At 34.0% G+C, this 13,845-nt stretch carries 13 protein-coding genes; 4 read left to right on the forward strand and 9 right to left on the reverse strand.

Annotated features, from left to right (window positions below):
- Window positions 1–30: 30 nt before the first annotated feature.
- Window positions 31–930 carry a hypothetical protein gene (locus tag BLW74_RS00320; RefSeq protein WP_089689502.1) on the reverse strand — a complete coding sequence of 300 codons (900 nt, stop codon included), beginning with the start codon at window positions 928–930 and terminating at the stop codon, window positions 31–33.
- 499 nt (window positions 931–1,429) lie between these two features.
- Here BLW74_RS00320 and BLW74_RS00325 point away from each other — a divergent pair, with 499 nt between their 5' ends.
- From BLW74_RS00325 to BLW74_RS00340, 4 genes are all read left to right on the forward strand, one after another.
- Window positions 1,430–2,818, forward strand: coding sequence for an MAC/perforin domain-containing protein (locus tag BLW74_RS00325; protein WP_089689503.1), 1,389 nt, complete (start codon window positions 1,430–1,432; stop codon window positions 2,816–2,818).
- 171 nt (window positions 2,819–2,989) lie between these two features.
- Window positions 2,990–3,787, forward strand: a complete 798-nt coding sequence (locus BLW74_RS00330) for a hypothetical protein (RefSeq protein ID WP_089689504.1) — start codon at window positions 2,990–2,992, stop codon at window positions 3,785–3,787.
- A gap of 4 nt (window positions 3,788–3,791) precedes the next feature.
- On the forward strand, window positions 3,792–4,448 hold the full coding sequence (locus tag BLW74_RS00335) for a glycosyltransferase (protein ID WP_089689505.1): 657 nt from the start codon (window positions 3,792–3,794) through the stop codon (window positions 4,446–4,448).
- A 7-nt stretch (window positions 4,449–4,455) separates the two neighbouring features.
- Window positions 4,456–5,679 (forward strand): glycosyltransferase family 4 protein, encoded by a 1,224-nt coding sequence (locus BLW74_RS00340; RefSeq protein WP_167358354.1) that lies wholly within the window; start codon window positions 4,456–4,458, stop codon window positions 5,677–5,679.
- A gap of 88 nt (window positions 5,680–5,767) precedes the next feature.
- Here the strand turns inward: BLW74_RS00340 and BLW74_RS00345 are convergent, their stop codons facing one another.
- The 8 genes from BLW74_RS00345 to rocD are packed head-to-tail and all read right to left on the reverse strand — an operon-like array spanning window position 5,768 to window position 13,524.
- Complete coding sequence (locus BLW74_RS00345; RefSeq protein ID WP_089689507.1) at window positions 5,768–6,979, reverse strand: glycosyltransferase; 1,212 nt, start codon at window positions 6,977–6,979, stop codon at window positions 5,768–5,770.
- 5 nt (window positions 6,980–6,984) lie between these two features.
- Entirely contained in the window at window positions 6,985–7,932 is a 948-nt protein-coding gene (locus BLW74_RS00350) for a WaaS/CpsH family glycosyltransferase (RefSeq protein WP_089689508.1), read from the reverse strand.
- Complete coding sequence (locus tag BLW74_RS00355) at window positions 7,929–8,918, reverse strand: hypothetical protein (RefSeq protein ID WP_089689509.1); 990 nt, start codon at window positions 8,916–8,918, stop codon at window positions 7,929–7,931. Before BLW74_RS00355 ends, BLW74_RS00350 begins: the two co-directional genes overlap by 4 nt.
- Window positions 8,919–8,937: 19 nt before the next feature.
- On the reverse strand, window positions 8,938–9,915 hold the full coding sequence (locus BLW74_RS00360; RefSeq protein ID WP_089689510.1) for a WaaS/CpsH family glycosyltransferase: 978 nt from the start codon (window positions 9,913–9,915) through the stop codon (window positions 8,938–8,940).
- A gap of 4 nt (window positions 9,916–9,919) precedes the next feature.
- Window positions 9,920–10,666: a glycosyltransferase family 2 protein gene (locus tag BLW74_RS00365; RefSeq protein WP_089689511.1), complete on the reverse strand. Its 747-nt coding sequence runs from the start codon at window positions 10,664–10,666 to the stop codon at window positions 9,920–9,922.
- 55 nt (window positions 10,667–10,721) lie between these two features.
- Entirely contained in the window at window positions 10,722–11,486 is a 765-nt protein-coding gene (locus tag BLW74_RS00370) for a polysaccharide deacetylase family protein (RefSeq protein ID WP_089689512.1), read from the reverse strand.
- A gap of 1 nt (window position 11,487) precedes the next feature.
- Window positions 11,488–12,276 carry a glycosyltransferase family 2 protein gene (locus BLW74_RS00375; protein WP_089689513.1) on the reverse strand — a complete coding sequence of 263 codons (789 nt, stop codon included), beginning with the start codon at window positions 12,274–12,276 and terminating at the stop codon, window positions 11,488–11,490.
- Window positions 12,277–13,524, reverse strand: a complete 1,248-nt coding sequence (gene rocD, locus BLW74_RS00380; protein ID WP_089689514.1) for an ornithine--oxo-acid transaminase — start codon at window positions 13,522–13,524, stop codon at window positions 12,277–12,279.
- Window positions 13,525–13,845: the final 321 nt, after the last annotated feature.

The following is a 13,845-nucleotide window of genomic DNA, read 5'->3' on the forward strand; positions in this document are numbered from 1 at the left end:
GACTTGCCTTTTTATTACTTTGCTAAATTATTACCATTGAAAATTAGAAGCTCCTTCAAGTTTATATTCGTTTCCGTTTACAGTGGTTGTAAATGTACCTCCTATTTTTCCTCTGCTAGGCTTCCACACATAATTTTGTTTGCCTCCTGTATTTCGTATGACACTTCCGTAGTCAGATAAAAATCCAAGAGTCTCAATTTCTCCGATTCCAGAACCAAAGAATTCTGCATAGGCATCTAGTGCGGGACGCATAGAACTAGGATACAAAACCCACTGCCCATTAACATATGCATTAGATCCAAGTTGTGTGAAGTTACGATAAAATGTAAGTCCTATATCATCCTTGTGCTTTTCTACCCCTACATGCCATGTAATGTTATATACTCCATTAGATAATAAAACACCTTCCTTTACTGAAACGACTCCTATGTATTTTCCTGTTGAATTGTCAGACTTGATAGTAGACAGTTCGTTGATATCAGTAGTGATAGCTGTTTCATAGTCAAGTGTTGGTTCCACTGTATAAATAGACTTTCGTAAATAGTTGGAGTACTTCTGGAATAAATTTTCTGCTTTTTCTTTATCAAATAATACCAGGAAGTTGATTTCGTCTGCCAGATTCTGAAGACTTGTAAATTTAAACGTTTCTCTTTCCTTATAGACGGATTTTAGTTTTAAATCATGATAGAAGATGGCATTTTTTTCTACATTATTAGATGTAGAGCCAGTTGCAAAACTTTTGAACTCGGATGAGATTCTTTTTTCTTCATCTGATCTGAATTTACCTATTTTGTTCGCTAAGCCAGATGCTGTTTCTGTTGTTCTCATTTCATGCGAATTTTCTATGCTGTCATTTGTACAAGAAAGCATAGTAGCTCCAATTGATACTGCCAATAAAAGATTTGTTAATTTGAATGATTTTCTTTTCATGTCTGTCCGTTTATTTGTTATCTGTTTGTAATTTCTTGTCCTGCTAATTGAATTCTAAACGAAGAATAGAAAACTGCAGAATCATTATCAGGATAAATTTTCAGCGGCAAATATAAATTTTATTTCTTTATTTTGTGATTAATTATTTATTAAAATATCAATATTAAAGGATTTTTAAGATGTTTTGATTTTACTTTTATTTCATTTATTTGGGATTTTTTTAAAATTATTTAAAGAAAATTTGCTATTTTTTTATATTTTAGAATACCGTTATGGGGTTAAATACCAATACTTCAATTTATTCAAGCATCAATACGATTTAATATGGAAATTACTAAGATGGCATTTGAGTTATTTTCATTTAATATTGGCAGGAAAAGCTTTTATTAAGCATCTATTAATGATTTGTTAAATTCACTAAACAATGATATATATCATGATGTAATTGTTTTTTCACTTACTGTTGAATATTATATTTGCAAAAACTTTTAAATAATCTATGAAAAAGCAAATTTTATTTTGCGTCAGTAGTGTACTGATGCTTTTTATGAGTTCCTGTTCTACAGAAGAACTGAACAGTGAGGTAACCCCGGAAAGTCCTGCAGCAAAGACCAGTAACAGTTTGTCAGCTGCCAAATTTGCAGGAGACGGAATTTATGATGTCTTGGGACATGGTTATAATGTTGCCGGTGAATATGCCAATGCAACAGCAGCCGGTTTTAAAGTCATTGATATCGACCGTTTTAAAGTGGAGCAGGCCAACAGACTGATCAGCGAGAACACATTTTCGCAGGAATACACTGAAGAATATGGTGAAAATGCTGAATCTTATTCTAAAATGGTTTCTACCAAAGTGAATGCTACTGCAGGTATTCCGTTATTCAAGAAAACACTTTCGGTAGGCTTTAATTCTGCCGTAACAACCAATAACAAGTTTGAAGGAAAGTATATTTACGGAAGCTACAATCTTACGATTAAACAAAAAAGAGTGCGTTTCAATGCCACTACAGATATGTTGGGAGACTATCTTACTCCGGAATTTGTTCAGGATTTACAGACAAAAACTCCGCAGCAAATTGTACAGGATTACGGAACTCACGTAACACTAGACATCTATACAGGTGCAAAACTGGATGTTTTATTCCAGGCAGAAACAAGAAGCCAGAGCCGTGACCGTGCTGCAAGAATTGGAGTAAAAGTGGGGATGAAAGACATCTTTGATGTAGATGTAACCAATGATGTGAACACGTCAGAATCATCTATGAACTATTCTAAGAAGTTATCATTCAAAACAAGAGGGGGAGATCCTTCAAAAGGCTTACTGGGAGAACTGAATCTTGATCAGACCAACCCTAAAATTAATTTTTCAAACTGGCAGAACAGCTCAAATACAAGCAACTCAGTATTGGTAGATTTTGGAAGCAACGGACTGGTTATCATCTATGACTTAGTGAAAGATGCTGCTAAAAAAGCGCAGCTTAAAGCGTACGTGGATCAGTATCTGATCGATAATAAAGTGTATATGGAGTTCAATACCATTCCGGTTTACAGATATTATAACGGATTGGATCATTATTATACAAAAACTCCGGGAAGCTACAGCGGATATTCGTTTGAAGGAATCGAGTTTAATGCATTCTTGTATAAGGCTCCCAATACAGTTCCTATCTACAGATATTATAACGGTAAAGATCATTATTATACAAAAACTCCGGGATATTATCAGGGATATGTAGACGAAGGAATTGAATTTAATGCTTTTGCTACTCAGCAGCCTAATACAGTTCCTATCTACAGATACTGGAATGGTAAAGATCATTATTATTCAAGATCCAGCGTAAAACCATCAGGTTATGTTGCAGAAGGAATTGAATTCTATGCATACTAACTAAAAATATTGATATTTTACAACGAAGAACCGTCTCAGTTGAGGCGGTTTTTTGCAATTTTGGAGCTGATTTTTATAAATTATGTATAAAAGATAAATGCAGTACACATTTCATATATCCTTATCTTTTTAAAATGTATTTTTGCAACAGATAATTATTGAAAATTATAAATGAAAAAAGCAATCTGCCTTTTTATCGTTGGAGAAAAATATCGCAAAATATTTAGTAAAAATAAGGTTCAGTTTGAAAAGTATGCGCAAAAATGTGGAGCAGATCTGATTATTCTCGACAAACCTCTGGATGATACTTTTTATCGCCCTTTATTATCACAAAAATTACTGATCCCATTTCAGACAAAACAGTATGATATTGTTTTATTTTTGGATCTTGATATCACTATTTCAGAAAAAGCACCGTCTGTATTTGAATACCTTCCCGAGAACAAATACTTTGGAGCAGTCCTTGATCCGCGCGGGACGGAAGAATTTGATAAAACATGGGGACATATCCCAAGAATATTAGAAGAAACTTCTGAAATATATTTTACGGATAGGCACTTTGATGCTCACCCTATGTTACAAGGAAGTATAAACGGAGGAGTTTTTGTTTTCCGTCCGCAGAAAATCGCCGATACATTTAAAGATTATTATTTTTCTGAACATAACCAGGGAGAATTCAATAGTTTTGAAGAAACTCCTTTTGCATATATTTCACAGGTCAACGGCTGGTTTGAAGCATTGCCTGCTGAATTTAATGTTCAGGTTATGTATAAAATAAAAGGAACGCATGAGGGAAATCACGTTGATGCTGATGAAAAAAATATTTCAAAATTCATAAAAAAGTATTTTTATAAAAAGAATAACTATTGCATGCTGCCTACAAAAAAATATAAAAGATTTGTAAAAAATTTGATTGCAGACAATTACTTTGTTCACTTTGCAGGTAACTACCCGATAATTTATAATTAGCCCTATGAAAGTCATTAGAAAAATTTTAAAAAAATTCGTGAGCATTTCTTACGGTATAACGGTGAACAATGAAGCTGATGAAATTATCCGACTTTTAAATGCTTTGCTCCCTGCCATAGATAAAAATGATGAGGTTATTGTTTTACAGGATGTAACCCATAAGAATCAAAATGTTGCCGACATTCTTGATACATATGGTAATAGAATTGTCCGAATTGAAGCACGGCTTGATGGAGATTTTGCAACATTCAAAAATAATCTGATAAAAGTTGCCCGAAAAGACTATTTGTTTCAAATTGACGCAGATGAGATACCTGAGTCCTCTCTGATGGAAAAACTAAAACCTTATCTGTTTAAAAAAAGGAAAAAAGACGTTTTCATGGTTCCCAGGATTAATATTGTAAACGGAATTACCGATGAGCACATAGAACGCTGGAACTGGCAGATAAATGATAAAGGATATATCAATTTTCCGGATTATCAGCATCGTATTTTTAAACTTAACAGAGGTATCAAATGGGAGAATAAGGTGCATGAAAAACTTTGTAATTATAAAAAAATTGCAGGTCTTCCGGCATCAGATTATTCCATGTGTCTGCTTCATATTAAAGAAATTAAGAGACAGGAGCAGCAAAACTCTTTTTACGACACTATTGTATAAATATCCTATGAGTATAAAAGTAATCTTAGACGCAGATGTTATAGCAGACTTCTACAAGGATAACAGGACCGGAATTTTCAGGGTTACTTTGGCCTTTTTTCGGGAACTAAGCAGGAATAAGGCTATTGAAGTGTTCTACGCTCACCTTAGTGTACTTCACAACGAGACCTCTACCAAAGAAATTGATCATTTTTTTTCTGAAAACTCCCTATCAGTAAAAAAGGCAAACCATAGATACAGAAGACCTTTTTTACCCTTAAGAAAAGAAAAGCTTTTCCGTCACTTTTACCATAAAATGGGAATTTATAATTATAAAAATGTCCATTTTGAAGAGGTTTTTAGCAAAGCTGAAATTTTTCATTCCTTTTATTATCCTATTAATCATGAAGTCAGGAAGTATGAAAATCTAAAAAAAGTGGTAACCATCCATGACTTAATACCTATTATGTTTCCCGATCTGCACTTTAATGCTGATCTTATCAAGAATATTATAGAAAGTATAGGTAAAGACGGATATGCGGTCTGTGTATCAGAAAATACCAAAAAAGACTTGCTTAACTATGCTCCTCATCTCAATCCTGATCATATCTTTGTTAATTTACTGGCTGCTTCAGAATCCCTCTTTTATGTATGTAACGACGCCGAGAAATTTAACTCAATAAAAGAGAAATATAATCTTCCGAAAAAATACTTTTTAAGTGTAGGAACTTTAGAGCCACGAAAAAATGTAGATTTTGTGATCCGTAATTTTATCAGGGTTATTAAAGAAAATAACATTGATGACTTAGGGTTGGTATTAGTGGGTGCTAAAGGATGGGATTATGATAAGATTTTTAATGAATACAATAATGCTCAGGAATTAAAGGATAAAATTATCATCACAGGAAGAGTACCGGATGAAGATCTCGCTAGCTTGTACAGCCATGCTCACTCTTTTTACTATATGTCTTTTTACGAAGGATTTGGACTGCCTCCTTTAGAAGCTATGCAGTGCGGTGTGGCCACAGTAACATCCAATACTTCATCCTTACCGGAAGTGGTTGGTGATGCTGGAATTATGTTAAGCCCTGATGATGATGATGCGCTATCGCAAACAATGCTGAATTTATATGCAAATGAAAATTTGAGAAGAGAATATTCAGAAAAAGGATTGAAACGCTCTAAGCTGTTTTCCTGGAAGAAAAGTGCTGATGAACTTGCTGTAATTTATAAGAAAATCAGTAATCATTGATCATAAAACAGTGATTTAGAAATTGCTGATCTTTACAAAAATAGAATAAAAAATGTTTCCGCGGTATGGGAAACATTTTTTTATGATTTTATTTAAGCAGCTCAAAAATCTCTTCTTTCTGCGCTTCAATAGAAAATGGATAAATGGCTTTCTCAGAATTATTATGCAGTGTATTCCAGGTAGATTCATTGGTACAGATTTCAATAATATTATCTGCAAATTTTTGATAATCTTCATTTCCTGAAATTAAGGCAGTAACTCCGTTTTCCAAAAACATACCTTCAGCACCAATTTCAGTAGTTAATACCGGAAGGGTGTATTCTAAAGCCTGGCCGATTTTACCTTTTACCCCTGCTCCAAATCTCAATGGAGAAACAGAAGCAAAACATTTTTCGTAGTAAGGGATAATATCTTCGACAAAGCCTGCAATTTCAAACCTTTCAGAATTCATTTTTTCAATAGATTCAGGTGCTTTCGAACCTATGATGGTGATCTTAAGATCTGGTAATACGTTCCACACCAAAGGCATAATATGATGATAAAGGATTTCTACCGCATCCACATTAGGATCATGCAAAAAAGTACCTATAAAGAAAATACCTTCCCTTTTTTCAAATGACGGCATATCTTCAGGTTTCACTTTTAAATTATGAACATTGCTTACCGTAAAAAGTTTAGACGGATCTACAAAGGCAGTCATAAACTCTTTCTCCTTATCGCTTATCACCGCGATTTTATCAGCCTGCTTGCAAAGTTCAGTTTCTATATGTTTATAATAGACAAGCTCCTTGGCTCTGTTCTTATCATATTTTATTTCAAGACCTCTTTCCATTCTCAGATAATGGATATCTACCATATCGTAAACAATCTTGGCTTGTGGAGCCTTTTTTCTGAAAAAATCCAAATAATGTTCAAAAAGTTCAGGTCTGTGGCACCATACAAAGTCCAGTGTTGGAAGAAGGTTATTGATGAAGTGCTTTTTACCTTTCATAATGCCATACTGACCTATAAAAGGAGTATAAACCATTACATTGTGATCATTCAGATTCTGAATATATTTTTTCGATTCTAGTTTTGGAATAGCCTTTCTCCAATCCATCAGATACACATTATAGTGCTTAGCCAGAAACTTGGCAATTTCGGTAATCCTGTTAGACGCAGAATCTTTATCAAATGTAGGAATCTGGCTGTCTACGATGAGAACATTCTTTTTATTGGGATCAGGAATAATGTTCTTTACTGATAAAGGATAATGCCTTTTTAAGTATATATAATTTTTTATTTTTCTTTTGATACCCATGATCTTTATAATTTGAATATTTTCTTTGTAAAGTTTCGGACACTGTATTTATCAATAATATCCTGAGAAATTTCCTGGTAATCAAGCTTCAGAAAATTTTTAATCTCATCCGTATTTATGCGGTTGCTGTCTATGATCAATATATTATTAGGGTGATAAAATTCATATTCTTGTACTGCTGTGTTGGTTGTAATGAGTTTTTTTCTGTATCCTAAACTTTCAAACGTTCTGAAAGATAATCCTTTCTGATCTTTTCTCTGAATGTCAATCATTGCTTTAGACTGGGCAATCAATTTCTTGGTTTCATCAAGTGAAAGATATCTTGTGGTTGAAATTAAATGAGGATATTCTAATTTTTGATACCAAAATAATACAAAATAAATACTTAATCCTCCTTCAGCCAAAGCTGTTGAAACCGCATTGATTTCATCAATTCTGGAATCATAAGACGAAACATTGAAAATGTCATACTTTATTTCTTCCGGTTCTAACGTCTCATCATAAATGAAATTAGACGTTTCAATAAAGTTGTATTTTTTAATGTCCCCTTTTTCATACGAGTAAATTTCGTCAAAAAAATGGGCAATTTCAAGCTGTCTAGGAAATTTTTTACAGCTGTCATATAAATACGCCGTAAATGTCTCTGTATTACTCTTTAACTGTTTTAATAAAGAATCATCCAGCATATCGGGTCTGATCACAAAAATAATATCCTGCTTCTCTTTTATCCGGTCTAAAATCTGCTGATTGAAATATTTCTTTTTTATGTTACTTCCAAATAATTTGGTAATGCCATTCCAGACTTTTACAAAAATATTGGGGTACTTATATTTTATAGTATCTGTTTTAATATCAGTGACCACAATATTATGATGAGAACTCAGCTCCTGAACAACAAAATCTAGATAGCCATACGCAAAAGGGTAAATTAAAGTAATTTTCTTTGACGTCATTTTTTAAATATTTCTTTCAGCTTATTTTCAAATGCAATTTCTTCATTCAAAACCATATTTTTATAGGTGCTGAACTGCGAAATATGATCAGGATAGTGGTTCAAAACGTCTTTTATTTTTGCAATAATTTCGGGAATTGCCTTTTCACTAAAGTTGAATTTGTACTCGTCAGGAATCATCAGATCCTCATAAAAAGCTGAAGATCCGTTTCTTCCGGAAATAATACAGCAATCCTGAGATACAGATTCACGGAGCATTTTATCTCTTCCGGGATTTTCACCAAAATCTACATAGAGTAATGATTTTGCCATCAAATCCTGAATTTGATCTGCATTCATATTTTGTACGGGAATCCACTGTAAATCAGGAGAATTCTTAATCAGTTCAGAAAGCTCTTTTTTTCCTTTTCGGGGATTATATAGAATCGTTTTGTTGGAAAGATCTTTTTGGATTCTGCCCGTATTTTTTAAAAAGCTTGGGTTAATATAATCACAAACAAAATCTATCTGGCTGGAAGGAATGCCATGGTCTTTTATATATATTGAAGATCTGTAAGACTGTGCCCACTGATAGACATTAGGTAAATGTTCAAAATGATATTCTTTATCATTCTGTTTATAAAATAATTTCGTGAAGATGCTTTGTCTCCGTATTCTGTGATCCATCAGGATCTTGTAAAAATCTACGCTCAGCCACCAGATAACCTTTTGACTTTCAGGGTGTTTTTTTACAAGAAAAGTCATAGATTCCGGGATGATTAGAATATTTTCGGGTTTATCTTCTACAATTTCAATTTCTTTGGTAGTGTAAACATTGTAATTGACGGGCTTAGCATTTTTTCTTTGAGGAATATAATGCATGAAAACATTTGTAATTCCTAAATGGTGCAGCTTGTCAGCAAATTGATGCAAAGCTTCCGGGCCTCCGGTAACACTGTTTGGAGGACAAAATATAATTATTTTTGATTGATCTGTATGTGTAAGCATGATTTTCAGGTCACAATGTTTAGGATAATTGAAAAACTCTTTCTATCCAGCTGTCCAGAGTGTATCGTGCATAGATTTCCTCAGGAATTTTTTCATAAGGCGTTTCAAAGAAAGATTTGTCAAGATTACTACTATTTTTGTTTAAAATCAAAATATTATTGGGATTGTAAAAATCATATGTTTTAATAGCTTCATTATCAGTAATGATTTTCTTCTCCAGAGCCATGGCTTCAAATACTCTGAAGCTAAGCCCATACTGTCCTTCGCGCATCAGATCCAGTAAAACTTTTGCATTTTTGTAATATTTGGGAAGATCATTATGAGGAATCTTTTTTATACTGAAAATCAGGAAAAGATTTTTAGGCACCGTAATGAACATATTCGTCAGCTGATGTTTCCATGATTTTTTTCCGATGATCATAATCTGGAATTTCAGTCCCTGTTCAATCAGTTTTTTGGCGAGAAGTTTTATAAGGGTTACTCTTCTGTTATCGTAAGAGGTAATGTAGAAAAGATCCATTTCAGGGCGCTGGTCTTCTTTCTTGCAGTGCGGCAGATAAATATAATTGGTCAGTTTCTCAAAACCATGTTTTTTAACATCTATATAATCAAAGGAAAATACTTTGTCAAAAAGATACAGTTTATCTTCTACAGGCACTCTTTCAAGGTTATCATAAAGGTAAGTAACCAGGCGGTCTGTATACTTGCGGATTTTTTGAAGGGTAGAAAGATCAAATGTATCCGGATTCATTACAAGAATCTGATCCTGATGTCCTAGTCTTTCCAGAGAATCCAGAACATATTTCTGTCTTTTTTCAGTCTTAAGATTTTTATTTAAAAAAGTTTTGCTTAAAGCATTGACAGCTCTTTCATTGAAGTTGGAATGAGTAACGGTACTGATCTTTATATGATGGGCATCAATACCCCGTTTGCATAATGTCTCAACAATATACTTATCATAATCCCAAAAATCATAACTAATGATACAAATCTTCATTCAACTAATTTTGCTCTTTTTTTAATGATTCGTAGGTTTCATAAACGCTTAAAGATTGCAGATAAGATAACTGATATCCTTCTTTTCCGTCTAGAATGCCTAGCCTCATTATATAGGCCTTAAAGAATTTAAAAGCTGTTTTAAGATATTGAACTAAAACACTGTACTTTTTCCCTTTTGCAGCCAGTTCTTTCCCCTTTAAAACTCCATAATGAATCATCTTTTTTCTATAGGATTCATAATCTGAAACGGAGTAATGTAGTAATTTATTTTTTAAAATCCCAACAGTTCCGTTGACTTCCAGTGTTTCATGCACTTTTTTATCTGCCATGTATCTGGCCTTCGATTTTCTGAACAGTCTGAAGTTTTTATCTCCCTGTGTCCCTGAAAAATGAATAGGTTTCTGAGCAAAAAAGAATTTCCTGTAAAAAAAGTAGGCATCTTTTTGCCCGGGTTTATTCAGCTCATTAATAATTTCCTGCTTCAGTGCCGGGGTAATTCTTTCATCTCCATCCAAAAATAAAACCCAGTCATTTTTTGCAGCATCCAGAGCCAGATTTCTTTGCTTTGTAAAGTCTTCAAATTTATTTTGAATTACTTTTACATTAGAGAATTTCTTTGCAATTTCTACAGTCTTATCCGTACTAAAAGAGTCTACTACTATTATTTCATCGCAGAAATCAAAAGACTCCAGGACATCCTGTATATTTTTTTCTTCATTATATGTTATGATTAAACCACTTATATTCATCACAACGATTTGTTTGATAGAGAAGTACGTAAAATACCCCTTTAAAATTGTTTTTTTAAAATAGTTTTAATCTTCCAAAGATAAGTTTTAATTTGAACTTTATGATCGAATCTTTACCTTTTATATCAACTCTGCATAGTTCATACGGATGCCGGGTTGGGTAGTAATTAACTCTATTTCCAATTCTTACTGCAAAATCAATTCCTATTTTTTTTAAAACGGAAAAAAAGGCATTTTTTTCCTCTTCTTTATTGGGATACTTGCCAAAAGGATATGCCAAAACCTTGGAGTAGGCTATATTTTGTGCATCAAGAATGTTCATGTTCTTTTCTAGATCTTTTTCTATAAGATCCAGTGTTCTGTTTTTCAGGTTTTCATGGGAATGCGTATGAAGGGCTATTTCAAAGTAATCTTTGTCCAGCGTTCTGATGTCATCAAAGGTCATCATCTGATAATTTTTATATCCGTCTTGTATGAATCCTGTGGGGATAAAAATAGTTGCCTTCAGATTGTATTTTTTCAGTAAGGACGGGAGGTATTCAAGATTATTCCTGTAGCCATCGTCAAAGGTGATGATGATATTTTTTTTAGTGGAAGCAGTAAGCTCAGAAAAGAACTGACAAGTATATTTTTTGCGGCTTAAATAAGAGAACTGCTGTTCAAGGTTTTGCAGGCTGACCGTAAGATCTTCGTGGCTTTCTTTTTCTATCTGATGATACATAAGAATAACCAGTCTGTTATGCGGAAAAGCAAATAGATAGAGACGGAAATACAGGACAATAAATACCGCCAGCACCATAAGAATAAGATAAAAAATCATGCTATTTTATTCTGTTTTTTTCCCTTTCTATTTCTGCCAGTCTGATTTTTTCTCGCAATTTTATATATTTCAAAAAGGTGTAATAAGACATTGTTTTAGCAATATAAAACCCGGGAAAACCGTCCAGAAAGCCCAGTTTGAAAATAAATACTTTGGTGAACTCAAAAACAGGGCTTACAATAATTTTGAACCTGTTTATTTTTTTTCCTCTTTCAAACATCTTTTCCGCCATCATATCAGAATACTTATTGACTTTCGAGACATGATGATGAATGCTTTTATACGTGTAATGATCCAGTTTGCCATCCAGCAGCCCAGATTTCTGATCAGTGATCAGAAATTCATGTACTTTATCATCAGAATATCGGGCATACTTTTTTCTGAAAAGCCTTTCACGGCATACGCTTCCCCAGCCTCCGTACCTGATCAGGTGAATACCGAGATGATTGTTGAATTTGGCATTATATACATTGAATTCTGTATTTTCTGAAGAAATGATCTTTTTTATGGATCTTTTCATATCCTCATCGGGAACTTCGTCAGCGTCCAGAAACAGAACCCATTCATGGGAGCATAGATGAAGGGCATGGTTTTTTTGTTCACCATACCCATTAAATTTTTTCTCAAAGAATTTGATCTGAGGATATTTCTGCGTACAGATCTCTTTGGTATTATCGGTAGAAAAGCTGTCAACAATAATAATTTCATCGGCTGTATCTGCCAGAGAATCTAATAATCTTACGATATTTTCTTCTTCATTATAAGTAATGATTGCAAGGGAAAGAGCCATCTATTTATACTCGAGAATAGTCTTTTCAATAATCTTCACACAATCCAGCAATTGCTCTTCAGTAATTACCAATGGCGGTGCCAGTCTGATAATATTACCGTGTGTAGGTTTTGCAAGCAGTCCGTTTTCTTTTAACTGTAAGCAAAGGTTCCAGGCGGTAGAGCTTTCTGGGGTGTCATTGATCAGAATAGCATTTAAAAGTCCTTTTCCTCTTACTTTGGTAATAAGGTCCGTCTTTTCAATTAACTTGTTAATTTCAGCTCTGAATAACTGTCCTAAAGCTTCAGCTCTTTCAGATAACTTTTCTTCAGCTACAACATCCAGTGCTGCTACTGCCACTGCACAGGCAATCGGGTTTCCTCCGAATGTAGAGCCGTGTTGTCCGGGCTTGATAACATTCATAATGCTGTCATCCGCTAAAACTGCAGATACAGGATACATTCCTCCGGAAAGCGCTTTCCCTAAAATTAAAATATCCGGCTGTACCTCTTCGTGATGGCAGGCGATTAGTTTTCCTGTTCTCGCAATTCCGGTCTGAACTTCGTCTGCAATGAAAAGAACGTTGTGTTTTTTACAAAGCTCAGAAGCATTTTTAAGGAAATTTTCATCCGGAACATATACACCCGCTTCTCCCTGAATAGGTTCTACCAGGAATGCGGCAATATTTGCGGCATCTCTGTTAAGAACCTCTTCTAAAGCATTGATATCGTTATAAGGAATTTTGATAAATCCAGGGGTAAAAGGTCCGTAGTTTTGGTTGGCATCCGGATCATTAGAGAAAGAAACAATAGTTGTAGTTCTTCCGTGGAAATTATTTTCGCAAACGATGATTTTTGCTGCGTTTTCTGCAATTCCCTTTACTTCATAACTCCATTTTCTTGCCAGTTTTACGGCTGTTTCCACAGCTTCAGCTCCGGAGTTCATTGGTAAAACCTTATCAAAACCGAAAAGAGTTGTAATTTTCTGTTCGTATTCTCCTAATTTGGAATTGTAGAACGCCCTTGATGTTAAAGCCAGCTTTTGAGCCTGCTCTACTAAAGCGCCTACAATTTTAGGGTGGGAGTGCCCCTGGTTCACGGCAGAATATGCTGAAAGAAAATCATAATATCTTTTGCCCTCTACATCCCAAACGAAAACACCTTCTCCACGATCCAGAACTACTGGAAGAGGGTGGTAATTGTGCGCTCCATGTTTGTCTTCAAGGTCAATAAAATACTGTGAGTTTTTTGTTTGTTCTGCTGTTGACATATTTTTTTGATTTTCAACAAAATTACACAATATTAATGATATGGATGAACAAATGCGCAGTAAGGTTTTGGGATATAATTGAAGTAGTTTTTAGGTGGAATCATGTCGTATTAGAAAATATTTTGTTTTTAGAAAGGTAGTTTTTAGGTATTATATCTTTCTTACGGCAGGTTTTTTATTTTCGCTTCTTTATTAATTTTTATTCACGATAGATGGTAGAGTACTATGATAACCTTTATGATATCTTGCTTAAATACTTTCTCTATGAATGAAACAAAATAAAAACTGCCTCAGAAAGAGGCAGTTTCATTGTTTGTTTTT

This window comes from Chryseobacterium culicis (genome assembly GCF_900108365.1).
GTDB classification, from domain to species: domain Bacteria; phylum Bacteroidota; class Bacteroidia; order Flavobacteriales; family Weeksellaceae; genus Chryseobacterium; species Chryseobacterium culicis.

Bases quoted from the DNA above. Each gene is read 5' to 3' on its own strand.
- BLW74_RS00335 (WP_089689505.1), top strand. From the start codon at position 3,792: ATGAAAGTCATTAGAAAAATTTTAAAAAAATTCGTGAGCATTTCTTAC.
- BLW74_RS00330 (WP_089689504.1), top strand. From the start codon at position 2,990: ATGAAAAAAGCAATCTGCCTTTTTATCGTTGGAGAAAAATATCGCAAA.
- BLW74_RS00350 (WP_089689508.1), bottom strand. From the start codon at position 7,932: ATGACGTCAAAGAAAATTACTTTAATTTACCCTTTTGCGTATGGCTAT.
- BLW74_RS00340 (WP_167358354.1), top strand. From the start codon at position 4,456: ATGAGTATAAAAGTAATCTTAGACGCAGATGTTATAGCAGACTTCTAC.
- BLW74_RS00355 (WP_089689509.1), bottom strand. From the start codon at position 8,918: ATGCTTACACATACAGATCAATCAAAAATAATTATATTTTGTCCTCCA.
- rocD (WP_089689514.1), bottom strand. From the start codon at position 13,524: ATGTCAACAGCAGAACAAACAAAAAACTCACAGTATTTTATTGACCTT.
- BLW74_RS00375 (WP_089689513.1), bottom strand. From the start codon at position 12,276: ATGGCTCTTTCCCTTGCAATCATTACTTATAATGAAGAAGAAAATATC.
- BLW74_RS00320 (WP_089689502.1), bottom strand. From the start codon at position 930: ATGAAAAGAAAATCATTCAAATTAACAAATCTTTTATTGGCAGTATCA.
- BLW74_RS00360 (WP_089689510.1), bottom strand. From the start codon at position 9,915: ATGAAGATTTGTATCATTAGTTATGATTTTTGGGATTATGATAAGTAT.
- BLW74_RS00325 (WP_089689503.1), top strand. From the start codon at position 1,430: ATGAAAAAGCAAATTTTATTTTGCGTCAGTAGTGTACTGATGCTTTTT.
- BLW74_RS00365 (WP_089689511.1), bottom strand. From the start codon at position 10,666: ATGAATATAAGTGGTTTAATCATAACATATAATGAAGAAAAAAATATA.
- BLW74_RS00345 (WP_089689507.1), bottom strand. From the start codon at position 6,979: ATGGGTATCAAAAGAAAAATAAAAAATTATATATACTTAAAAAGGCAT.
- BLW74_RS00370 (WP_089689512.1), bottom strand. From the start codon at position 11,486: ATGATTTTTTATCTTATTCTTATGGTGCTGGCGGTATTTATTGTCCTG.